The following is a 24,259-nucleotide window of genomic DNA, read 5'->3' as shown; positions in this document are numbered from 1 at the left end:
ACAACTCGAAAACCAAGCCCCTTTCCATTTCTATGATGGAAGGGGGCTTTTCTTTAATGGGCAGATAGGCCGATACCGCACGATACACCTTGTAAACACAAGGTGCGATATGCTAATTTGCATGTATGAGAATGGTATCAGCAGTTGCGTTGCTTTGTCTGGCATTGGCCTCCACGCAGCTAACGGCTCAGCAGATTAGCTGGACACCTGAAATCCCTGGCAACCTGGTTAGGGTGTCGGTTGATGTGAGCCCACGATTCGCCCGACTCGGCCTTGTTGCAGGTACGCATGACCTGTTTGTTCCGCCAGGGTGGACGGCGCGTATCTTTTATGCCGGACAGGAGCTTAAAAAACCACGGTTCCTTGCCTGGGGACCCGACTCGGTGCTGTATGTAGCCAATATGTCGGGCAGTACGGTGCTGGCTTTTCCTGACCTGGATCGCGACGGCCTTGCCGATACGTGCATCGTTGCCACAAAGGTTCCCGGCAGTACCTCTTCGATAACATTCTACCGTGACACTCTTTTTGCAGGAAGCGAATCAGGAATAACCAAGTATTGGCGTTCCAAAGCCACAGGCTATGTTTTTGATAAAAGCACAGTGATTGTTGATAAAACCCAACAGCCTAATCAGCTGGGCGGAAATCATAAAACCCGGACCGTTGTTGCCGATACTAACAATTATTATCTCTACTTAAGCGTAGGCTCACGCGGTAATGCCGATAGGGAAGCAGACCGGGCACTGATCGAACGGTATAACTGGGACGGGTCAGGTCGGAAAGTAATAGCCACCGGTGTACGCAATGCTGTAGGCCTTACCTTGCATCCCCGAACAGGAACGGTGTGGGCTAATAATAATGGGAGTGACCAACAGGGGAATAATATTCCGCCGGAATTTATCGATATCGTTCGCGATGGCGGTTTTTACGGGTATCCATTTGCTTATCACGATCATAACTGGATGGATTTAACACATTCAGCCTATAAAGATATCCTGCCGGTTACGGCAAACGATTCTGCCGCCGTTGCCTCAATGGTGAAGGCAGCAGCCCTGATTACGGCTCACTCTGCTCCTATGCAAATGCAGTTTGCTCATGACGGGATGCCTGAGAATTATCGTAACGGACTCTTTGTAGCACTCCGCGGTTCGTGGAACCGCACTCCGGTTAGCGGTACGAAGGTGGTTTTTCTGACGTTTGACGGCGATGCCGATACGGTTGCCAATAGCGTACAGGATTTCTGCACCAACTTTATTCTTGACTCTACAAAATCCGATAGTCGCTGGGCACGCCCCGTAGGGCTTGCTCTGGCAGCAGACGGCTCTGTTTTTATTACAAGCGATGATGTAAAACAATTTATTGTCAAGCTTACACCACCACAAACATCCTCTGTGCAGGACACGTGGAATAACTCTGACCTCCGGATCAGTCCCAATCCTGCCGGAACCTTGCTTCACATTGCATCCCCAATAAAAACCGAACAAATAGTATCAATATTCAGCTATGTTGGGACGCTTGTGCTTCGTTCGGTCATAAACAGTGATGGCGATATCAATATCTCCGGTTTACCGGCCGGACACTATGTTGTTATCAGCCAGTCTGGCGGCCAAATCCGCAGAGCGATACTATCTGTTGTGCGGTAGTCATCGCAGACCCCCGCCGTTGTTCCAACTGATGTCGTAATCGGGCACCGATTGTCTCCCGGTAGCTGCATTGATCGAATACATCGGTTAGCCATTCGACTAACGCACCTGGCGTTTCTGTTACGCGCAGTAGGCCCATGGTGTGAAACTGTACGGCGTCGGCAGACCTGCTGATATTAGGGCCGCATGCGATAGGCACGCCAAACGCTGCAGGCTCGGTTACGCTATGTACGCCGGCTCCGAAGCCTCCGCCCACGAAGGCAGCATCAGCTATTGCATATAAACCAAGCAACATACCAACCGAGTCAACCACAATGGCGGACCTGCTGTTATCGGTGACAGCCGATAAGGGGACGGCATTAAACCGCTGACACAAGCGTTTCACGGCATTTGGCGTTGGCTCGTGGGGAACCAGAATCAGCCGAAGGCTGGATGTCCAGTCAGGTCTGCGGCTACCGAGTGTGTCTAGTGCACTTAGCAGGAGATCTTCGTCGGCTGACCATGTACTGCCTGCAATCAGCGTAATCCCCGACCACTCCTTATCCAGAAATTGAATCCCGACAGGATGCTCTGCGCGCTCCAGCACGACGTCGGTCCGCGTGTCGGCCACAACCCGAAGCTCCGTACTACTGTCCTGCAGCATAGATGCAAAACCATCGGCATGGTGTTGGTTTACAGCGTTGATTTGAGTGAAGTGGCAGTAGGTATCTTTTATCCACGACCTAAGAATTGCTGAGTTCCACGCAGATGGAATAGTTGCATTAACGAGAAGCATCGGCACGGATTGCCGCGATGCCTCTACCACCATATTACGCCATACATCGTAACGATTTATAATAATGCATTGGGGCCTGAGAAGTCTCATCCATTGTCGCATACGCCGCGATGAATCTGCCGGCAGAAGATACACGTCGTCAACATCCCGGTGACGTCGGGCCCGATCGTACCCTGATGGCGACCAAAGGGTAACAACTACTCTTACACGGGGGAGTTGCTTTCGCACCAGCGGTATGACTGCGGCAAGCTGCTCAAACTCTCCCATCGAGGCGGCGTGAAACCAAATTGAACGGAGTCCTGATGACGCTGGTTCAGCAAGCAGTGACCGTCGTTTTTTTAATTTGGGATGTACTGTGCCCAGAATGAACAACCCTAACCGTACAAACGGAATACACACCGTGTTATACAGTACATCAACCAGAAAAATCGGCATCTAGGTACCTGTAAAAGAGGGCTTGCGTTTGTTCAGAAATGCTCCCGTTCCTTCTATAAAATCATTCGTTCCGCAAAGCTCACCAAATAACTCAGCCTCCAATGCCTGACCGTCAGCAACCGGAAGCCCCCTTGATGCAAGTACAGCCATCAACGCTGCCCGTACAGCCAGAGGCGCTTTTGATGCAACCATCTGAGCAAATGTTACAGCCTCACGGAGTAGTGCCTCTGGCTCGGTAACTCGTTGTACAAGCCCCAATTGCAATGCAGTAGAGGCATTAACCATCTCGCACGACAGGATTAGCTCCAAAGCACGGGCTGGTCCTACCAGCCTGCCTAAACGCTGAGTTCCGCCGTAGCCTGGGATTACGCCCAAACTGATCTCCGGCAAGCCAAGCATGGCATTGGATGACGCGAAACGGATATGACATGCCATCGCGAGTTCGCAACCACCGCCAAGTGCAAAACCGTTTACAGCAGCGATAACGGGAACCTGAAGTGCCTCTATCATGTCAAACACTCGCTGACCCCGCTGCGAAAACTGGCCACCGGTTTCAGCCGTCTGCGAATGTAACTCTGCAATGTCGGCACCTGCAGCGAATGCCTTCTGTCCGCTCCCGGTGATAATAACGGCACCAATTGTTGAGTCTGCGGCTACCTGACGAATGAGTTCTTCCAATTCATTCAGCAGTTCTGCGTTCAGTGCATTTAATTTGTCGGGACGGTTTAGCGTGATATATGCTATACCGTCAGTAACATTGTAAAGAAGTGTGTTCATAGAAGCAAAGCTACAAACTCTCGGTATTGTATCCCGATGATCTCGAACGTAAAAAATGTATTTCTGATAGTACTGCTGTGCTGTTCTGTAATAGCTGCTGCCGGACGTAAGCCGGTCAAAAAAAGTCGCCCCAGCCATCTGGTGGTGGTATCGGAACAGAAGCTGGCGCCGGGCATCCGCTACACCCACTACCGAACCAAGTCCAGACGCTCAACGCATATTCACGAGCTTCGGTTTAACCGGACCGAGCAGGGAGGAGCATTGTGTATCCTAAAAGGCAGAGACTGGATAAGCGGACGTGAGCCCCTTGCCAGTTTAACCAGGCGCTACAGCGATTCGAACGGACGTGAGGTGTTTGGTGCTATCAATGCCAATTTCTGGTCAGGCGGACGCAGCATACCGATTGGACCGCTGGTTGCCGACGGACAGGTTGTGCAGATGCTTCCGTATAAACAGTGGTCAAGTGCATTCTTTGACAAAAGTAATGCAATGGTTATTGACACGTTCAGACTGCGTGGAATTTTGGTAAGGGGCTCAGACACACTTTCAATTTCAAGCGTCAACAGCAGATTCAAACCATTTGATATTGTATTTTATAACTTATACGCAGGGCCGTCAGTTCCGTTTATCCCGGATGACTGGGTAGAATCAGCTCTGCATGAAGCAATGGTTGATACTACATTGCTTGGGAACGACAGTACGGAGCAGGTACTGGACACTGCCCAAATGCGCGAAGACCTGCGTAAAATGATGGTAGAAACCAATCGTGAGCATGCAACTAAGAAACTTGTTTTTCGGTACCTTCATTCTCCCTGTGTTAATGCACCCGTTCCTGCTCTGCTGATCGCGGTGGATACGGGCGTGGTTGCTGTACCTGACAGCGGATTTATCATTACGGTGTCTGATAGCGTGTACAAGCTCAGCCCGCTTGCATCATGGAGTGTTGGTGACACTACGGTTGTGCACTTTAGCACCAACGTGCATTCAAAACAGGTGTTTGTGAATGCCGTAAGTGGAACACCGCGACTGGTAAGAAACGGCAAAGCAAGTCCAGAGGCAGCACGAGAAGGTGTTACATCGAAACGTTTTATTAACCGGAAACTGGCACGCACAGCCATTGGTGTGGATAAAAGCGGACGTGAGTTGATCTTTGCCGTCATCGAACCTGGAAGCAACGGCAACGCTCAGGAGGGCGCCACCTTACTGGAAACGGCTCGATTTATGAAGATGCTTGGAGCATACCAGGCAATGAATTTAGACGGTGGGGGATCCAGCGGAATGGTTGTAGAAAATAGTCACGTATTTTATAAAAACGAAGATCCGGTTACTCGTTCAATTTCCGTTGCTCTTGGATTAATCCGTGCAATAACCGAAACGCCTTAGTACAACAGGAAAGCAGTACGCAGAATAATGAAATCTGCTACGCCGCTCTCGGAGAGTGACTCAATGTCAGTGACTGACATTTGGCGCTTAAACACATCCAGGTATTTTTCTGATCCGCAGGCGCGTACAAACAAGGATTGAGGCGACGGCACTGAAGCAGTGTGATCAGGATAGGTGCTCCGTAATCGTGATATCAGCATCATTGCAGCCGTAAACGGACGGTAGGCTGCGCCGGGAGCTCTGGCAATATGGTAGCCATTGCATACCTGATCTTTATACATGCCTGTCTGTGGCACAAAACGTCCATACCGTAGTAGTATCCCGTATCGCTTCATTCTGTGTTCGATGATGGTATCACGCACCATCCAGGGAGCACCAAATACAGCAAATGGCATTGTTGTGCCAATACCAATCGAGCACCAGCCCAGTTCACCCAGCAAACCCAGGAAGGGGTAGTAGGTTGCGCTTTCTGACGTTGGGATATTGGGTGACGTTGGGTACCATGCCAGCATGGTCTTGCGCCAGGTATCTGAACGACTCCATCCTTTGCAGCGGACAACAGTGAGCGAGCAGGTCTTGGGAAAGCCGTTTGATAGTTTTCCAAGCCATCCCAGCTTATTGGCCATGCCGGCAATCTCGCCCAGAGTTAAACCGTGAATGTAGGGTACGGGAATTCTGCAAACAAAACTTTGGTAGTTTCCTTCCGGGATGGCGCCGTCCACATCTTCACCACCCAGAGGGTTTGGTCTGTCCAGGATAATAACCGGTATGCCGTTCTCTGCGCAGCTCTGGAGTACTTCAATCATCGTGCTAACGTAGGTATAGCTTCTGGTTCCGATATCCTGCAAATCAATAACTACAACATCGGCACCCTGCAGATGCTTCAGTGTTGGCTTACGGTCCTTTCCATAGAGCGACATCACAGGTATTGTATCGCTCACGCCATCCGAAACAGCAACGCCGGCCTTGGTTATTCCATCATAGCCATGCTCGGGAGCAAGCACTCGCAGGATGCGTACAGTTCCGGCGCGCAGCATCTCCTGAAGTGTTGTTCTGCCGGACAGTGAGCGCGCTGCTGCATGAGACACCAGAACAACATTCTTTCCGGCAAGCACATCAAACTGGACGTCGATCAGGTTGTCCACGCCGGTTTTTACAACAGCAGAATCAGATTGAGCTGTTGCTGCTAAACAGCATAGTGTAACCAGAAGGACAAAGAGTTTAATCATGTTCGGATTTGTTTCGTGGGTGAAACAGAGTATGAACCTCTCTGATATACTCACGATCGACGTGGGTGTAAATCTGTGTTGTTCCGATATCGGCATGACCAAGCATTTCCTGGACAGCGCGGAGGTCTGCACCGCCTTCCAGAAGATGGGTAGCAAAGCTATGTCGGAAAAGGTGGGGGTGAACATGAGTCTGGATGCCAGCCTTCCCGGCAGCCTGCTGAATGATGTTCCATACACTCATCCGCGAAAGCATGGTGCCGCGCTTGCTTAATAACAACACATCGTCTGTTGGCTTCTGAGTTATTAGCTGCGCCCGGGCTTCGTTCATATACTTTTTTATCCAGGTTATTGCAGTCATTCCAATGGGAATCATTCGTTCTTTTGACCCCTTGCCAATAACCCGGATCAGCTCCATATCGAACAGTACTTGTCGCTGACGTATTGCGGTAACCTCTGAGACCCGTAGGCCGCAGGCATACATAAGCTCCAGCAGAGCGCGGTCTCGAAGCTCGTACTTGGTGGGCGGAACGCCGGCAATGGTTTCGCCCACAGATTGCAGCAGCCGTACCATTTCAGCAACAGACAAGGTTGAGGGAAGATGCCGTGTTTTGGCAGGTACCTGTATCGTCTCGGTTACATCGGCCGTGGCTCGTCCGGCCGAAACCAGGAACCGGTACAGGTGTCGGATCGATGACAAGTAACGGGCCCGACTGACTGGAGCAATTCCAAGGTTTGACAGGACTACAAAAAAACCTGATAAATGATGTCTGTTTGCATCCGAAAATTTATCAATATTGCAACTATCAAGATGTTCTGCCAATCTTGTCGTATCATGCAGATAAGCATCAAGTGTAGTTGTGCTCAAGCCCCTTTCCAACGAAATGTAGTCCTTGAATGCAGACAAGTCAGCGGCAAATCCCTTGGGAACATTACTGTGCATCGTGCTGAGCTGTTGGCGTGTTTTTGTAACGAACTCTCTGGTGTGATGAGCCAAGCAGGTTTTTCACGAAGGCTTCCTGAATCAGATCAAGGTCGTGTATCGTAAGCATGGTATTGGTAAGCTGTCCGTCGAACACGCGGTCCATAATGATCGAGTGCACTGCCGATTCGATTTCCTGGCGCTGCGACGTATCTACCAGTCTGGACAATGCTTCGGCGGCATCAGCAAGCATCACGATGCCTGCTTCGCGCGAATCGGGTTTAGGTCCCGGGTACCGAAAGTCCTGTTCATCCACTGCAATGCCGGTTTCCGTACTCTGTTCCATTGCCTGTGCATGAAAATGCTTAATCAGTATGGTGCCGTGATGCATTGGAATAAACTTGGTAATTCGTTCCGGCAGCTTGTATTCCTTGGCCAGCTCGATTCCATCCTGAACATGTTGTCTGATGATGGCAGCGCTTCGTTTTGGCGGAATGTGATCGTGTTTATTATGTGTGTCGATCTGATTTTCGACAAAGTATTCACTTTTTTCAATTTTACCGATGTCATGGAAATACGTACCAACGCGCGTAAGCAGGGCATTGGCACTAATGGCATCGGCTGCCGCCTCTGCAAGCCTGGCAACGGCCATGGTATGCTGATACGTCCCCGGCGCCCGTTCATTGAGCAATCGCAGAAGCGGATGATTAACGTTGTTGAATTCTTCAAGTCGCAAGTCAGTGGCAACGTTAAAGGTGCGTTCAAACAACAGGATAACGGCAAAGGTGAGAAGGGGGCTTAGAATTGCATTGGCACCCGCCATAACCAGCTTGGGCCAGATAAGCTCTACCTGTGCCGAGCGCTCCAGGTCGATTGCAAGAAGTGCGATAGCCATGCCGCTGAAAATTGCAACGATGGCGGTAAAAATCTGGGTTCTGCTGTGGATATCCCGGCCAGAATACACGCCCATTATTCCGCCCACCAGAAGCACGAGCATAATTGCATAATCATCGCCGCGTGCCGCTCCCACAGAGATACTCATTGCAACGGACAGCATCAGTGCAGTCCGCTCCTCATACAGGATGGTGACAATCATTGCAAGTGCCGGAATGATTGCAAGGTATTCAAGCGGCAGAGCAGTATCGATACGGGCACTAAGCCAGCCCATCAATGTACTGAGCACCGGCAGTGCCAGCAAGGTAGCCAGTTGATATACGCGGTGGTAACTGACGGGGCGGAGAAATCGCAGGAACAGTACAACAAAGCCAATGATGACCATGGCGTGGCCCAGGCTGCCAATAACAGCAAAGTAGCTGTACGTAATCGTGGAGCGCAGCAGTTCAGCATTACGGTACGCAAGTAACCGGCGCAGTGCCAGATCATCTACTCGCTGCCCCTTACGGATAATAACGTCAGACTTTCGCACGATCTCCTTTGTTGTCCCCACCGAAGTGGCAAGATCCTCACGAAGTTTACTTGTGGCCGTGACATCAGGTACCAGGAAAACGACGTTTGCCGACGGCTGGCGTCCGAACTGTACGGCTTCGGCACGCACCAGTTTATCGGCTCCCGAACTGTCGCGTATAACGATAAAATCGGCTTTAACGCTGTCCTTGTTCAGTACGGTAGCATACTGTCCCGGATTATGCGCTGTTTGTTTTGGTAGCAGACTGTCCGGCAGGGTAGTTTTTACCCTGAAAACAATTGGCGCTGCATCTGCTGCCGAATCGGAGGCCTGCCTGATTTCGTGCGCAGTTTTCAGGACAGGGAAGGTATAATCTGCATAGACAGATTCCTGGCTCCAGACCGTACCCAGTAATGACTGGCTGTAGGTAGCATGGTTTTTTTCTCCACCGCTCCCTGGCAGCATGGCAGTTACCGATGCTATGGCAAGCACGATAATAACCCAACGGATAATCCTCATGGTTAGCGTATGTTGCTGCTCAGCTACGTCTGACTCCGTCCGCAGCTTTTTATAGAGTGTGGGTTGCGAAGCAGCCATGATCAAGACCCGGTGAATGCCGGTGGTCGTTTCTCGATAAAGGCGGCAACACCTTCGGAATAATCACTGCTGTCACCGGCCCGTTGTTGATATTCTTTCTCCATTTCCAGCATTTCGGCCAGAGGGCGAGTAGCTCCCTGCTGAAGGAGTTGCTTCACGAATCCATACGTCTGCGTTGGACCAGACGCATATTTTTTGGCTACGGCACCGAGTGCAGCATGAAACGCCTTGGGATGTACCACAGAATTAACCAGGCCAAGACGCTCGGCATCGGGTGCGGAAATTGGCTTATTCAGCGTTGCAAACTCGAATGCCTTTGCGTAGCCCATCATTCGGGGATAGAAGAAGGTAGCACCACTGTCAGGAATCAGTGCGATACCAATGAAGGCTTCAACCATGCGTGCTGCTGAATTCATGATTCGAATATCTGCTGCCAGGGCAAGTGAAAGACCTGCTCCAGCCGCTACACCGTTGATGCCGGCAATAATGGGTTTGGGCATTCCGGTGATTGCCCGGATGATGGGGTTGTACCGGCGTTCCAGGGAGTCGTACAGACTGCGTTTGCCGCCACCCGTTGGTGCGTCTTTCAGATCCTGTCCTGAACAGAATGCTTTCCCTGCTCCGGTTAACACAACACAGCGGACTCCTGCATCGGTTTCTGCCTGAGTAAGCGCGTGGAGTAACTCGGTGCTTAACTGCTCGTTGACGGCATTGTATGACTCCGGTCGGTTCAGAGTGATTGTGCAAACACCATCGGTGCTATCGTAAAGAATTGTATCCATAGTTGCTATTTGTCGGTAATTCCCAGGTCAGATGCAGAAAGCGGCTCCAAGTTCTTTGCAGCCAGGGCCAGGAAGTCACCCATAAGCCGGATGGTAATCATCACTGCCTCACGTCGGGCAACGGGCGACATTCCGTTGAGTGTTTCCTGAAAGCGATCGTATAATTCCTTATCAGTGAAGCCGGCACCTTCAGCACAGCTTTCAACGATTTTCTGAGCATCAGCAGGTGAAAACCGTGTCCTGAAGTATTCTGACAAACGTCGTTTGAACAAGGCTTCAGGTTTTAGAGCTTTCTTTGCTGCTTCCATTGACTGTCGTAAAACATCGGCACCCCGCTCGCTGGGAACCATACTAAGGAACCCGCTGATCAGAGACTCAGTTTTAAATGCGTCGGCAATCGAGCTGAATGCCACCGGAGGCAGGGCACAGTCTACGATCTTCATATACAGCGAGTCGGTATTCATGGTGGTTTCACCATGCGCAGGTCGTGCATCTGCAGAGCGAGCTTCGGCAGTGACAAAAAGGCTACATGCAACAAGTACTGCAATGGCAGCACACAGGTTACTCATTACTCTCATGAATTTCTCCAGTTAGGTTTACGTTTCTCAACAAAGGCAGCCATGCCTTCCTTCTGATCGTTCGTGGCAAATAAAAGATAAAAGTTCTTCCGTTCGAATTCCAAGCCCCCTTCCAGTGTTGAACTATGAGCTTTAAGGACGGCTTCCTTGGCAAGGCGCACAGCAATTGGAGCCTTGGTCGCAATTTCGGCAGCAAGGGCAATAGCCTCATCCAAATAGTATTCAACCGGTACCACACGATTAACGAGTCCGGCATCATGAGCATGCCGTGCATCAATTGTTCGTCCGGTTAACACTATTTCCATGGCAACAGCCTTTCCAACAGCACGGGTCAGACGCTGAGTGCCGCCCGCTCCCGGCATTGCACCAATATTGATTTCGGGCTGTCCGAAGACTGCGGTTTCACTGGCAACAATCATATCAGCCAACATTGCAAGTTCGCAGCCGCCTCCGAGTGCATAGCCACTGACTGCGGCAATGATCGGCTTTTTTATATTACGAATTCGTTCCCAGCGTGCAAACTGATCGCGATTGAGCATGGTAACAGCGTCTGCATCAGCCATCTCGGTTATATCTGCGCCGGCTGCAAAGGCACGATCGTTACCGTGAAGTACAATACAGCGAATAGAATCGCTGACATCAAGAAGCTCAAACGCTTCAACAAGTTCTACCATGGTTTGTAAGCTCAGGGCATTCAGCTGCTTTGGTCGGTTAATTTGAATGGCCCCCACACCATCTGTTGGGTGGTGAACACGAATACAAGTGAATTCAGAATCTGTCATCTGCTGCTTCAGGGTAAGTTTGTGTTTCTGCGGATTACGTGAAATTACCAACCGAATGGACAACCTCTACGATTCAATTCCTGAAAACGATGACCTGCTGAAACCGTCGGCTGATACAATACAGCATCTTAAGTCGTTACGGCTCAGGTCGGGAAGCACGGTTCAAGTGCTCAATGGTAAGGGGCTTACGGCATTGTGCAGAATCGAAACGCCAGGTGTACTTCGGGTTATTTCTCGTACTCTGGCTCCGGAGCCGGTGGTTACGGTACTGTGTTTGGGGATTACCGACAGTAAGAGTAGGATTGAGTTTACTGTTGAAAAGGCAACTGAGCTGGGCATAACTCACATTGTACCAGTCCATACCGAACGGTCACAGTTTTTCAGAACATCGGTTGAACGGTTGAGGCTAAAGTGCGTGGCAGCACTGATGCAGTCTGGCAACCCCTGGCTTCCGCAGATTCACGAACCTGTAGGTCTTGGCGAGGCCACAGCGTTTTGCCTGCAGCATGGTGCTAAACTTATTTATGGTAGCCAGAATGCCGAAGATTCAAACGTGGACCATGTACGGTCAGTACCGGTAGCACTGTTTATTGGCCCGGAAGGGGGCTTTACTTTAGCAGAGGAAGCACACCTACAACGTTTGCATGCCACAGCAGTACGATTAGGCAAGTACCGGTTACGAACAGAAACCGCCGCAATCGCAATGATGGCGGCGGTGCAGAGGATACGGATTTGAAGTCGTAGTTCCGGTTACCGGGCAATCACAACCGGGGTAGTGGTAATCGAACCATTGATATCAACAATAAGCCGGTACACGCCGGACGATAACGTTGCAACCGGAATGCGTACGAGTTTTATCTGCGGGGCACAGTGGTCCTGCAACAGTGTGGTTGTGATACCTTGCTGGTTGGAGAGAGCAACGCGGACGTAGCCGGGAACGTTAATTGTAACCTCCGCCATGCCGTCAGTAGTTACCGGGTTGGGTGCAACTCTCACGGTATGGTTACTGTAGGCGGTCTCAGTCACAGGCGACTGACCACTGACGAAGAGGCGTGTGGTTACGGGAAGGTGGTCACTAACCGTGCTTCGATACGAGCTTAAGTATGCCTGAGGAGCTTCCAGAATTACTCTGTGCAACGAATTCTTGATGTCACGACTAATCAAACAATGATCAATAAAACTCCGGTCAAATCCGATGTATGACCCCAGACCGCGTTCTTCAAGGCTGAGTGTTACCGGAAACCAGCGGGTTGAATCGTCAGTGAATACTTTGTACGGACTGGGCTTTGCTTCGTCTACATTTGTTCCAGTGAGTCTGTCGTTAAAATCGCCGACGATCATGAGCGATGAGTCGGAATAAAAATCATGAAGGTAGGCATGGAACGTTTCGGCATCGGTCTTTCTGCGCTCATAATCGTCAAGTTCGGTACCAGCACCGGTTGCCTTTGCATGGATATTGAACAGGACGTACCGCTTCTTCATCCCGTCGATTTCGGCATCAAACGTCACCCTGTATGGGAAACGTCCGCCAGCCCAGGCTTGAGCGCCGCCATTTACGGCAAGACCGTTGGTAATCGGGGTAATTGTGTTTTTGTTGTACAGGTAGCACATAGCCATTTCGGATGGCATCTCGGTGCTGTACAGGACGCCGTACGAGCCTTGTATTGAATCAGCAAGTGCCTGGGCAGCACTGCTTCCGATCACTTCCTGAAGTGCCCAAATATCTGCCTGTATGGTATCCATCACCTGCCGGATACTGCGTCGCTGACGCTGTTTATCGGAAGGCCCCATGGTTGTATCGGTAGAGCCATACCAGTCCAGATTCCATGATGTAATGTCGAGGGTACGGTTCTTGGGGACAGTGTCGGGTTCGGCGGGCTGAACACCCACATCAGCTCCGAAGCGAGGCAAAATCTGATATCCTCCTCGAAACTGGCTTACGCAGCCCACGATGTCAACTTCGTCTTCTGGGATTGGCAGGGCTTGTACGGCGATCTCAGTTGAACCGTCGATGCGCACTGCAAGGTCATTACCCTGAGTGTCGAATGCAGTGTAATTGTTTTCTCCCTGGAATGCTCCTTTCTCCGAAAACTTCAGTCTTCGGATTCGCACTAACTGTCCCTCGAGTCCTTCACCCAACAGCGGGACCGACGTGTTTCGGGGCGTTGGAGCCACGCGGGGTACAGGAACAACCGTGAACGTCATGTTGGTTCCAGCCAGCTCCAACAGGCCGGTTCCCGGCTGACCGGTTGTTGCCTGAAATTCAACAATTTCTGCGTTCTCGATAATAACGGAGTCGCCGATTTGTACGCCCCTGGCGAAGGCTGCGTTAAAGACGGCAATACCTGCGGTGCCATCCTGAATGTACGCCGGGTTTCCAAATTCATTGGCTGCACTCACACGCCCTGCAACTTTTACAACAGTGGATCCAAGGTCCTGCTTTCTGACATCAATGATGGGAGTGGGATCCTGTGCAGATGCTGCGATAACTGCACAAAGTGAAAAACAAATAAATGTATAAACGTTTCGGAGCATAGAATTTACCTTAGGGTGCTGGTGGTCAGAAAATTGACAAGTTAACGGAATCTTCGGCATTACTGCTGGCATCCCATGAATACAGCATATACGAGGTTCCTGCGGAGATAGTAACGTTCTCAATGACGGCAGCAACATTTGTTGTCCCTGCTTCGCGTAACTCAAAACTGTAGGTGCCTGGAGGCAGCGTTGCGTACGAACTGCTGAAGCCCGGATCGAACTCTTCGGAAAACAGTTTGCCGCCGCCGCGAACCCACACCTCAACAGTAAAAAACTTGTTGACGGCTTCAGCCATGTGCGTAAATCGGAGTACCGGGCTGGCAGTTGCCGGGAGCGTGGTATCCTGAATTGCCCTCCGAAATTCAACAACCTGGCTTGCGGACCCTCGGGCAAACAAGATAACGTTTGCAGAGCCACCCAAGGTGTAATAGAGTGTGTCGCGTAACAAGGTTGAACCGTTTTTAAGGACAAAGCCAACGGGCCTTCCGGCATCACAGCGAATCAGCGAAGAAGCCTTGCCTCTTGAGATGGTCACCGAGTCAGAGGCTGCTACTACACAGCTAAGTGAATCAACATCGCGGATAACGTGAACAAACCGAACAGTGGCAGGCGTTGGCTGAGGAAACGTGAGGACCCCGTCATCGCATGCTCCGATGAGCAGTGCTACTGCCAATGATAAATAAAGCAACTTATGCATAGTTAAAAAGTATACCGTATTCCAAGCTGCATTCGCCAGCGTGAATAAAAGTTGTCTGTAATATAAATACCCGGGCGTCCTGCAGTTACCGGTGCAGAATAGGTCATTCGCAATCTTCCCTGGGCATCAAACGGGTTGTTTCCCGTAGAACCCAGGCCGAACAGGTTAAAACTTTGAAAGTTTACGTACTGTACCAAACCCCACGATGAGTTTAAAAGGTTAAGAAGGTTCTGAACATCGCAGGTGAGCGTAACTTTTTGATCTGAAATCAACAAATCCTGGCTGATCCGCAGATCAATTTTATTCCGCCATGGTTCACGAACAAAATTTCTGGGGAGGATTTTGCCCTGATACTCCTTTAGAATCGGGTTTGCGTCTACAAGCTGCATGATCTGCTCCCACACCTGTTCGCGTGTACGCAGGTCAGTGCCGCCCGGAGGCTCGATCACAATTCGGGTGTTGTAGTCTTCCGGACGCGGGATGTAGATCAGGTCATTACCGCCGGAAACGTTGTCGCCATTGTAGTCCTGGACGTAACTCAGCGAGTATGGCCGTCCGCTGGATCCGTCAAAAAACAGTCCAACAGACGTAGAGGTTTTTTCTGACCATGAAATTCTGTAGGAGGCGCTTACGGCAATGCGATGCGGTACGTCGAAGTTGGAACGGCCAACGGTTGCATTGTTAGGATCTACAACATCGTTAAACTGATAGAGTGATGACGCAGTAGAGTTGAGAGAGCTGTTCAGATCTTCGGAACCTCCGTAGGTATATGACAGCATGGCCGACAGTCCGGGCAGAATATCGTTGTTCTCATCAACCACAAGCTGGGTCATAACCGAATACTGGTATCCAGCATTCCGTGACCGTAGCAGCAAAACCTGTGTGAATTCCGGCGCCTGCATAGAGTCAGGCTGGGTTCCCGCGTACAGCGGACGTCCGTCGAGCGGACTCACACCCCGCACAGTATCGCCGTTAAGAACCCATGAACGGTTGCTTTGTTTAAGATTCAGGTTTGAATAATCAACCTGATTCAGGAATGAGCCATACATACCTTCCACCGTTAGGGTAAGCCCCTTCCCAAACTGAATATCGGTACCAAGTGTGCTTCTCCACACCTGGGGCATTTTGAAATTCTCGTCAGTAATGTTAATAGCTGCCGTATTGATTGCAGAGCCCGGATACCCGGTATCACCGGGGTGTGGTGGTGGAATGGTCAGATCCCACTTCATGGGCAGTCCTGTTGCAGGATCAGTAATCAGCAGGGTAGAGTTGTATGCACCTAACTGAGCACGGAACAAATCCACACCTGTGTTCGAATATTGGTTGGACAGCCATACAGCCGCAACCTTGCCCGTAAATAGCCCAGTGCCACCCCTAATCTGGAAGGTTCGGTCGTCACTGATGTCGTAATTAAAGCCAATCCGGGGCGACCACATCAAAGCGTCCGATGGGACGCGAGAGGTTGAGTATCCGGGGAAGCGTTCTGCAAACAGGGGGTTATAGTATGGTGTGCTGATAAAGACCGGAATGTCTAATCGTATCCCGCCAATCAGACGGAGGCCGGATGTTACTTCCCATTCATCCATGGCGTAGAATCCTGTTTGAAGCATCCACCAGTCAGCCCTGGGCGCTGGCGTTCCCGTAATGGCAGTGTTAGCATAACTTACCTGATAGTTGTTAGCCGTGCTATCTGCGAATGATTCGATATTGGGATACTGATAGGTACCGAAATAATCAGGAATGTATAAGTTGTCGAACCCGTACAGTTCGTTGTTGGTTCCAAGCGTTATCGAGTGACTACCTTCAAAAATCATTACGTCGTTGGTAATGGCAAGAACGGTTTGATTTAACTCGTTAGCCTGACTGTTGCGTTCCTCGCCCAGAAGAACAGATTGTCCGCTGCTGCCCACAGTTATCCGAACCTCGGGGAAGTTGGATCCAAGGATCCGGGCATCAGCAGTATTTGTGAATGATACCCGAAGTTGATTGCTTGCCCACGTGCCAATAATAGCGTCCCACTGTGCAACAATCTGATTGCTGACACTCCGGAAAACGTTGGCACGATTACTTAAAGAAAAACTCGTGGTATTGCGGGTGAGGTTTCTGTCCTGAATGCCATAGGAAAAGTTATGCCGCAACTGAATTTTATTTGATTCGTTAATATTCCAGTCCAAACGACCTATGAGGTTAACGGTATTGTTGCGAATATTAAACGTATTGTAGGAACCCGGATCGTATCCGTACACATCCTTACTAATGCGGATTATGTTGTCGATTATGGATGATGGTACCGGAAAGTTGTTAAGCGCATTCGGGTCATTCAATGCTACTTCGAGCGGGGTTGACCGTAGTCTTACCTCACCGGTAAAATGATAAAAAAGCTTATTGGTAGCAATTGGACCACCTATTCGTCCTCCAAACTGAACATCCTGAAAGTTTTCGAAGGGGGCTTTATACACGTCGGGGCTTGGTCCAACCAGATCCTGGTTGCGTCCGTACATAAACACGGACCCCCGAACGGTATTTGTACCACCCCGGGTAATGGCGTTTATCAGTCCTCCGGTAAATCCGCTCTGGCGAACATCGTACGGCGAAACATTGACGGTAATCCGCTCGATGGCGTCGAGTGACACCACGTTGGAGTTTGTCTGTGAGCCGGCAGTGCCTGCACCGCCAATAGCAAAAACATCGTTCGCAACAGCTCCATCAATCTGGAAGTTGTTAAATCTGCTGTTAACTCCCATCACGCTCAAGCCGGATAAACCGTCACTGCCGGGTGTCTCGGTGGACTGGGTGTAGGGGTTCATTCGGGCCATATCGCTGATACTGCGGTTAATGGTTGGCGCAGCACTTATTGCCTGCTCGCTGATGGTAGATGACGAGCCAGCCTGTGAGCCGTCAAGTCCGGAACGTTGTGCAACCACGGTGACCGTTTCGGCTGACCGGGCCTGAGTGTTAAGCTTTACCGATACCGTTTGAGTTCTTCCAACCTCAATAGCCACGTCAGCAATGGATACCGTACGGTAGCCCAGGTATGAAAATGTTAGGGTATAGAGCCCGGGACGCAGGCCTGCCAGGTGGTAATGTCCACCCCTCTTTGAATACGCACCATACACTGTTCCGGTTTCGGTATGAGTTGCCTTGATCGTTGCACCGGTAAGTTTTTCGTACGTGTCGGGTTTATCGGCTACTTCACCCGTAACGATGCCGGTAAGCGAACCGGTAGTGACGCCCTGAGCTATCGCCAGTGGGCTACACAGTACCGTGATCATGAAGAGGAAAGCGAAACGCAGGGTCATAGGCATCACATTCTTGAGTTTGGCAAAAGTACGTGATGTTGGCAAAGCAGGTTGCCCGGAGAGTGACTAAACCGGTCTATTGGACGTTTTCTAAAGCCCATCCAAACAGCGTGATGTATTCTTCCGCAGTTCGGTCAATAGAGTTGTTACATTCCATTGCATTCTTTCGAATGGCTGACCAATGCGGTTCTTTACGGTACAGGTGAAGGCCTTGCTGAATGGCGTGAGTCAGGGCGTCCGACGTAAAGCGGTCAAAACGAATTCCGTTTCCGGTGAAGGCAACAGGGTCATACGAAAACACTGTGTCATTTAACCCGCCAACTGCGTGGACAATTGGTATGGTTGCGTAAGCAAGGGCAAACATCTGGGTTAAGCCGCAGGGTTCGAATTTTGATGGCATCAGATAGAAGTCAGATCCCGCCTGTATCCGGTGTGACAGTGGCTCGTTATAGCCAATTCCCAGAAGTACATGTTGCGGATACCGGTGCTGCAGCTCCCGGAACCGGTCCTCGAATTCTGTCTCGCCACTGCCAAGGAGGATAAAGCGAGCTGATTTGTTGCCAATGATGTGCTCCAGGGCGGGAAGCACGATGCTGATGCCCTTCTGCTCGGTCAGACGTGACACCATACCCAACAGGGGAATTTCTTCCGATGCGGTTTGCAGGTCAAGCCCCATCTCCATCAGCAATGCCCGCTTCGCTGCTTCCTTCTTCTCAATCGTCTGTGCCGTGTACCGAACAGGCAGGGCAGCGTCGGCATCCGGAGACCATACGGTAGGATCAATGCCGTTGAGCACACCAATCAGATCGGCCCCCCGGGTTTGCAGAGCATCCTGAAGCCCCATACCCTCCTTTGTCCACCTGATTTCCTGAGCATACGTCGGACTAACCGTCGTTACCTTGTCCGCAAACATGATCCCGGCCTTCATGGCATTAAAGGTGCCGCCATGTTCGAACCAGCATCCTGTATAAAAATCATCGTGTTTAAAACCGCACAGGCTCATTGCCAGTGATGGTTCGTACACACCCTGGTAGGCCATGTTATGAATTGTAAAAACTCCTGCGGTGCGCGAGAAGAACGGATCGTACCGGTAATGAATCCGTAACATTGGCATCATCGGTGCAGTGTGGTAGTCGTGTGCATGGATGACGTCGGGTTGGAAATTAAGAATCTTCGCAAGCTCGAAGGCTGCCCTCGACAAAAAGATAAACCGGCGGTCGTTATCAGCAAAACCGTCGTGATAACCGTAGATCCCCGGACGGTCAAAGTACTCGGCCGACCGGATGAAGTAGACGGTAACGGTGCTGCCCGGCAGCGTACCAGTATAGACAGTTGCATATTCCTGCCAGTGCCCCAAGGGTACCGTTAACATAATGTCGGTTTCCGTAATCCGGTACCGGTCACGATCTATTGTGCCGTACAGCGGAATTACCGCCAACACCGAGTGTCCCTGTTTTGTCCACGCAGCTGGCAACGCACCGCACATATCGGCAAGACCGCCAACTTTAGCATAGGGAGCCATTTCGGCCGATACCTGAAGAATGTTCATCGCTGGGAGGTGGTTAGTGGTTGGCAAATATACGTGTTAAAGTCTGGCAGGCTTGCTGCCGCATTCCTGGCTTCGGCTTCCGTAGCAAAGAGCCCGTACACCGCAGAGCCACTACCGCTTAACGATGCGTGTATGGCACCTGATGACAACAGGCGTGTGGATATCATGTGTACAACAGGATACTCTCGGCCGATGACATCGTGGAATTCATTGGTGAGGTTACGGCCTGCAACTTCATTGAATAGATCGTACGTAAGTGCTTGAATGTTAACAATCTTGCTCAATATGTCCGGCAAGGTTTCTGAGTATCGTGGCATCTGTGTGCGCTGATCGATCAGCGCGTAGGCGGCCGCTGTGGAAATGTGGATTTCGGGTTTTACGACAACGATATGCCACGGAAGATTCAGGTATAGAGGAGTTACAATTTCGCCTTTGCCGCTGACAAAGGCTGGCGACGAGTGGAGGAAAAACGGAACATCGCTACCCAGGTTTTCTGCCAGCATCTGAAGTTCTGAATCCGGCAATGGAGAACCGTGTAGTGTGTTAAGTGATGCAAGTGTGGTTGCGGCATTGCCTGAGCCCCCTCCCAGCCCTGCACCGGTTGGTATGCACTTTTCAAGGTGTATCTTCGCACCATAGGCAATACCGGCAGTACGGAAGAACGCGGAAGCGGCCTTGAATACCAGGTTCTCCTCGGGTGTTCCGGTAACGGGTGGAGTGCAGTGTACCAGTAGAGTTTCAGATAGAGTAATCGTGATTGTGTCTACAAGATTTACGGCAACAAATACGGATTCGATGGAGTGGTATCCATCGGGACGCAGCCCGGTGATGCGGAGGCCCAGATTGATTTTTGCCGGAGAGGAGAAACGAACTGAGTGTATCATGGGATTACGGAGATCGGCGAAGTTACTATGACAGGAGAAACCAGACAGATTTCGTACAGAAGCGAGCTAACCCGGAAGACGATACATCTGACGTCGCTGCTCATACCGATTTTGTACCTTCGTGTCCCGCACAGTACCGGAATTCAGATTCTACTGACGATGGCCGGCATCTCGCTGTTTATTGATGTCCTGCGCCACTATCACACCGGTACCAGAGCTATCCTGGAGCGGTATCTTGGAGCTATCCTGAGAACTCACGAAAAAACAACCACCAGGTTCACATTAACCGGCGCAACGTGGGTGTTGCTGGCAGCCGTTTTGTCATTTAGCTTATTTCCGACCGTTGTGGCAGTAACGATATTTACTGTTCTGATAGTCAGCGACTCGTTTGCAGCCTTAATTGGTCGGCGCTTTCCCCGGAAACCGTTTTTCGACAAATCGGTAGCCGGAACAGCAGCCTTTATTGTTAGTGCATGGTGTGTGGTTACCGTGTACGCACTGGTATATTCACTGCCTTTCACCTATTATGGCGCCGGTGCACTCGGAGCGATTGCAGCAGGGATTGCAGAATCAGCGTCGGTGCGTTTAAAGGCTGATGACAATATTGTGATTCCGCTCAGTATGGCAATTGTGATGCTGGTTGTGAACGAGCTCTGTGTTCTCCTTGGCTACGCATCGTTTTATCATTCCATCCCCTGATGACCAGAAGAATCTATAATGGCATTGTTATCCTGGTGCTACTGACGGTAGCAGTGGCTGTTGTGATGTTCCTGGTGCGGTTTTGGGACGGACAGGCAGGAGAGTATGATGTAGTTGATTCGTTTGCCGACAGCAGTACGGCGGTAACGGCAAGCGTCTACTTTATCCGTGTTGATTCGTATGATTCACTTGCCATGCTCGGGATTGCTAGCGATGTTTATCATCAGGTAACCCGTGACGGCGACGTTGGAATGCAGCGTGACCGTGATTTTCTGTTTTATTTTTTCAGGTCTGATGATAAACAGGAGCTTACTGCCGAGGTGGTGGAAGAGCTGGCATATACCCACCCGCAACTGAAAGACCCCAGCAAGAAACTGGTTGCCGTTATCGGCGGCTACGTTGTGCGTGCGCAGTACAAAGCACATCAGGACCAGCCGACATCGGTTATCACCGGAAGACAAACGTTTTACATGCCCAGGGAAGGCGTAAAGGCTACTGACATTCGGTAGGTACGGTACCGGTTATTTTGAACGGATACACCTATAGTCGGCAAACAGATGGCGCACCTTATTGCGCTGATGTTTGCCGGTACTTGTAACTGGAAGTTCTGTGGCGAACAAGACCACCTTTGGGGCCTTGTGAAGGGGCAGGTTCTGCAAACAGAACTGCCGGATTTCATCAGCATTGGCATTTTCCTCTGGCACTACAAGGGCACCAACCTCTTCACCGTACATATCATGCTCAAATCCAACTGCAATACCTGCCTTAACACCCGGCGCTCGGTTTATCACTTCATCAATTTCTAAAGGGGCAATGTTAACGCCTCCTCTGATGATCAGTTCTTTTAGTCTTCCCGTGATAAAGTAGTAGGCAGTCCCTTCGGCATCATGTAGGTAAAACCCCTCGTCGCCGCTGCGAAACCAGCCATATTTAAACGCGTGATCATTGGCTTCTTTGTTGTTATGGTATCCTTTCATGATATTGGACCCGCGGGCAACGATTTCGCCGCGTTCTCCCGGGGCAACAAGCTGTCCCAGATCGTTATGAATTGCCATCTCGTTGCACGGAAGCGCAACACCAATACTGGGGAAACCGTGGTCACGCATCCAGGACGCATGCTGCTCATCCGAAAGATGAACCGGCAGAAAACAGGTGTAGCACGTTGTTTCACTTAAACCATATCCGTGGATGATTCTATACCCGAACCGACGTTCAAACCGTGATGCCAGTTCGCAGGTAAGAGGTCCGGCGCCACAGATAATGTGAAATGATTCAGGAAGCTGAGTTGTTGAATCGGCAGCATCGGCTTCCAGGAGATATGCCAGCAGGGTAGGCACAACGCTGACGCCATGGATGTTCTCAGCGATGACGATGTCCCAGAATCGGGATGCAGAAAACTTGCGGCAAAGCACAACACTTGCGCCCATCAGAAAGGGTGTGGTATGTGTAACAATCGTGCCGTTAACATGATGCACGGGCAGCACACACATCATCCTGGTTTCCGGGGTGATCCCGTGCCACCTTCCAATACTCCCGGAATCGGCGAACATGTTTCCCTGTGTGAGGACGACTCCTTTGGGATTTCCGGTTGTACCACTGGTGTACACAATCAAGCTTTCGTCGGTCAGCATCGGTTCTGCACGATCAAGGCTGAACAGTGGCTGGTCCCGGAGCAGTGAGTAGAATACGGGATCCCCGGCATCAGTATCAACCTCGATAACCTGAGGATGATTGATTCGTACAAGATATTCCGTCCTGCACAACACCAAACGGGTTTCGCTGTTGGTAAGAATGTATTCAAGTCTGGCATCGTCTTCCAACATGTTCAGCGGCACGGCACAAGCTCCCAGTATCCAGCACGCAAAGTATCCCAGGATAGTATCGGGGTGATTATGGCCGGCAATTGCCACCTTGTTTCCGCGGACGATACCGTTGTGCCTGAGCAGTGATGCCAGGCGCTGTGCCGTTTCGATGAAGACAGCGTATGACCATTGAGTGCGCTTCCCGTTGGCATCGTAATAAATCAGGAACGGTTTCTCACGATAGGCAGAGTGGTTGTATTCCATAAGCTCTGCCCAGGAATTAAAAGCTGGAGCTGAAGATGCGGCTGTCATTTCACATTGCTGGACTAATACTACATGTTTTTTTACTGGTTCGGGCAATCACGTCAAGGCTGAACCCGGGTTCACCATACGCAGCTTCATGCCAAAACAAAACGTGCAAATTTGTACATAATTCGCCACACAACCGGCGTAGGTTTGCATTTATGATCGACTTACGAAGTGATACGGTAACGGTACCTACCGACGGGATGTTGGAGGCAATCAGCAGAGCCAGGGTCGGTGATGATGTGTACGGTGAGGATTCTACCGTAAACATGCTCCAGGATAGATTGGCTTCGCTGTTCGGAAAGGAAGCGGCACTGTTTGTCCCATCAGGGACAATGGCTAACCAGATCTGTGTGGCACTTCATGCCGGGGCAGGCGATGAAGTCATTGTTGATGCAAACGCCCATATTTTTCATTACGAAAATGGTGCCACCTCCGTAATCTCAAGGGCGCAGCTTCTTGGAATCGAAACCGAGAATGGCGAAATCCCCATAGCATCGCTGCTGCAGGCACGAAGGTCACCGGCATACCACAACTTGAATACAGCACTGGTGGCATTGGAAAACACTCATAACCGGCTGGGTGGCCTTGTGCTCTCACTGCCATATTTGGCAGAACTCTCGGAGTTTACATCAACCACGGGGATTCCTCTCCACTGTGATGGCGCCCGGATCTGGAATGCTGCGGTTGCAACAGGTGCTTCGTACCGCCAGTTGGCTGAACCGTTCTCAACGCTCAGCGTGTGTTTGAGTAAGGGGCTTGGGGCACCGGCAGGTTCGGTAATCCTTGGATCAGCCGAGAATATCCGGAAGGCACGGCGTTGGCGGAAGCTGTTGGGGGGAGGAATGCGCCAGGCAGGCATACTGGCTGCTGCAGGACTGTATGCTCTGGATCATATTCTGCCGTCGATAGGCTCAGATCACTACAATGCACAGATCTTTGCAGAATCATTATCAATTGAACAACAAATTCTGGTGAATCCCGAGGCGGTACAATCAAACATCGTGTTGTTTCAGGTGCCGATACCTGACGATGAGTTTATCGAAGCAATGTCGCAATACGGTATTAAAATCCAGACAATCCGTCCTGGAATTATGCGGGCCGTATTCCATCACCAAATTCACATGCTCGATGCCGTGTTTGCCGGTGAGTCGGTCTGCAATATTGTCAAAGGTGAGTTGTAGTT

The 24,259-nt window shown here is 50.7% G+C and carries 20 protein-coding genes; 6 read left to right on the top strand and 14 right to left on the bottom strand.

Annotation, left to right across the window (positions count from 1 at the left end; translation table 11 throughout):
- The first annotated feature begins 125 nt into the window (after positions 1-125).
- The gene (locus HRU79_01415; protein ID QOJ25374.1) at positions 126-1,640 is read left to right on the top strand and encodes a PQQ-dependent sugar dehydrogenase; all 1,515 of its coding nucleotides are present in this window, start codon (positions 126-128) and stop codon (positions 1,638-1,640) included.
- On the opposite strand, the gene HRU79_01410 is transcribed toward HRU79_01415, so the two are convergent.
- Positions 1,588-2,850, bottom strand: a complete 1,263-nt coding sequence (locus HRU79_01410; GenBank protein QOJ25373.1) for a hypothetical protein — start codon at positions 2,848-2,850, stop codon at positions 1,588-1,590. The genes HRU79_01415 and HRU79_01410 overlap by 53 nt on opposite strands.
- Complete coding sequence (locus tag HRU79_01405; protein ID QOJ25372.1) at positions 2,851-3,627, bottom strand: enoyl-CoA hydratase/isomerase family protein; 777 nt, start codon at positions 3,625-3,627, stop codon at positions 2,851-2,853.
- Between the two features lie 36 nt (positions 3,628-3,663).
- Between HRU79_01405 and HRU79_01400 the strand changes: the two genes are divergently transcribed.
- Complete coding sequence (locus tag HRU79_01400) at positions 3,664-5,010, top strand: phosphodiester glycosidase family protein (GenBank protein ID QOJ25371.1); 1,347 nt, start codon at positions 3,664-3,666, stop codon at positions 5,008-5,010.
- On the opposite strand, the gene HRU79_01395 is transcribed toward HRU79_01400, so the two are convergent.
- From HRU79_01395 to HRU79_01370, 6 genes are read right to left on the bottom strand one after another with little or no spacing between them, the layout of a single operon-like run.
- Positions 5,007-6,239 carry a DUF1343 domain-containing protein gene (locus HRU79_01395; protein QOJ25370.1) on the bottom strand — a complete coding sequence of 411 codons (1,233 nt, stop codon included), beginning with the start codon at positions 6,237-6,239 and terminating at the stop codon, positions 5,007-5,009. The two genes, HRU79_01400 and HRU79_01395, sit on opposite strands and share 4 nt — an antisense overlap.
- Complete coding sequence (gene xerD / locus HRU79_01390) at positions 6,232-7,179, bottom strand: site-specific tyrosine recombinase XerD (GenBank protein ID QOJ25369.1); 948 nt, start codon at positions 7,177-7,179, stop codon at positions 6,232-6,234. Before xerD ends, HRU79_01395 begins: the two co-directional genes overlap by 8 nt.
- On the bottom strand, positions 7,169-9,160 hold the full coding sequence (locus tag HRU79_01385) for an HDIG domain-containing protein (GenBank protein ID QOJ25368.1): 1,992 nt from the start codon (positions 9,158-9,160) through the stop codon (positions 7,169-7,171). The genes xerD and HRU79_01385 overlap by 11 nt, the downstream gene beginning before the upstream one ends.
- Before the next feature lie 2 nt (positions 9,161-9,162).
- Positions 9,163-9,942 (bottom strand): enoyl-CoA hydratase/isomerase family protein, encoded by a 780-nt coding sequence (locus tag HRU79_01380; GenBank protein QOJ25367.1) that lies wholly within the window; start codon positions 9,940-9,942, stop codon positions 9,163-9,165.
- A gap of 5 nt (positions 9,943-9,947) precedes the next feature.
- Entirely contained in the window at positions 9,948-10,520 is a 573-nt protein-coding gene (locus HRU79_01375) for a hypothetical protein (GenBank protein ID QOJ25366.1), read from the bottom strand.
- Entirely contained in the window at positions 10,517-11,302 is a 786-nt protein-coding gene (locus HRU79_01370) for an enoyl-CoA hydratase/isomerase family protein (GenBank protein QOJ25365.1), read from the bottom strand. Before HRU79_01370 ends, HRU79_01375 begins: the two co-directional genes overlap by 4 nt.
- Positions 11,303-11,357: 55 nt before the next feature.
- Between HRU79_01370 and HRU79_01365 the strand changes: the two genes are divergently transcribed.
- Positions 11,358-12,038: a 16S rRNA (uracil(1498)-N(3))-methyltransferase gene (locus HRU79_01365; protein QOJ25364.1), complete on the top strand. Its 681-nt coding sequence runs from the start codon at positions 11,358-11,360 to the stop codon at positions 12,036-12,038.
- A 14-nt stretch (positions 12,039-12,052) separates the two neighbouring features.
- Here HRU79_01365 and HRU79_01360 read toward each other — a convergent pair whose 3' ends face one another.
- From HRU79_01360 to ispE, 5 genes are all read right to left on the bottom strand, one after another.
- Positions 12,053-13,837, bottom strand: coding sequence for a hypothetical protein (locus HRU79_01360; GenBank protein ID QOJ25363.1), 1,785 nt, complete (start codon positions 13,835-13,837; stop codon positions 12,053-12,055).
- A 25-nt stretch (positions 13,838-13,862) separates the two neighbouring features.
- Positions 13,863-14,534 carry a DUF4397 domain-containing protein gene (locus HRU79_01355; GenBank protein ID QOJ25362.1) on the bottom strand — a complete coding sequence of 224 codons (672 nt, stop codon included), beginning with the start codon at positions 14,532-14,534 and terminating at the stop codon, positions 13,863-13,865.
- A gap of 2 nt (positions 14,535-14,536) precedes the next feature.
- Complete coding sequence (locus tag HRU79_01350) at positions 14,537-17,833, bottom strand: TonB-dependent receptor (protein ID QOJ25361.1); 3,297 nt, start codon at positions 17,831-17,833, stop codon at positions 14,537-14,539.
- 76 nt (positions 17,834-17,909) lie between these two features.
- A complete protein-coding gene (locus HRU79_01345; GenBank protein QOJ25360.1) occupies positions 17,910-19,382 on the bottom strand; it encodes a glycogen synthase in 1,473 nt (490 codons plus the stop codon).
- Entirely contained in the window at positions 19,379-20,266 is an 888-nt protein-coding gene (gene ispE, locus HRU79_01340) for a 4-(cytidine 5'-diphospho)-2-C-methyl-D-erythritol kinase (GenBank protein ID QOJ25359.1), read from the bottom strand. The genes HRU79_01345 and ispE overlap by 4 nt, the downstream gene beginning before the upstream one ends.
- A 27-nt stretch (positions 20,267-20,293) precedes the next feature.
- On the opposite strand from ispE, the gene HRU79_01335 reads away from it, so the two are divergent.
- A complete protein-coding gene (locus HRU79_01335) occupies positions 20,294-20,965 on the top strand; it encodes a dolichol kinase (GenBank protein ID QOJ25358.1) in 672 nt (223 codons plus the stop codon).
- Positions 20,965-21,474: a hypothetical protein gene (locus tag HRU79_01330; GenBank protein QOJ25357.1), complete on the top strand. Its 510-nt coding sequence runs from the start codon at positions 20,965-20,967 to the stop codon at positions 21,472-21,474. Before HRU79_01335 ends, HRU79_01330 begins: the two co-directional genes overlap by 1 nt.
- A 12-nt stretch (positions 21,475-21,486) precedes the next feature.
- On the opposite strand, the gene HRU79_01325 is transcribed toward HRU79_01330, so the two are convergent.
- A complete protein-coding gene (locus HRU79_01325) occupies positions 21,487-23,079 on the bottom strand; it encodes an acyl--CoA ligase (GenBank protein QOJ25356.1) in 1,593 nt (530 codons plus the stop codon).
- Between the two features lie 152 nt (positions 23,080-23,231).
- Between HRU79_01325 and HRU79_01320 the strand changes: the two genes are divergently transcribed.
- Positions 23,232-24,257 carry an aminotransferase class I/II-fold pyridoxal phosphate-dependent enzyme gene (locus tag HRU79_01320; GenBank protein ID QOJ25355.1) on the top strand — a complete coding sequence of 342 codons (1,026 nt, stop codon included), beginning with the start codon at positions 23,232-23,234 and terminating at the stop codon, positions 24,255-24,257.
- Positions 24,258-24,259: the final 2 nt, after the last annotated feature.

Source organism: Ignavibacteria bacterium (genome assembly GCA_015709655.1).
Lineage (GTDB): Bacteria > Bacteroidota > Ignavibacteria > Kapaibacteriales > Kapaibacteriaceae > OLB6.
The sequence above is the reverse complement of the archived record's forward strand: the minus strand, read 5'-3'. Positions and strand labels throughout refer to the sequence as shown.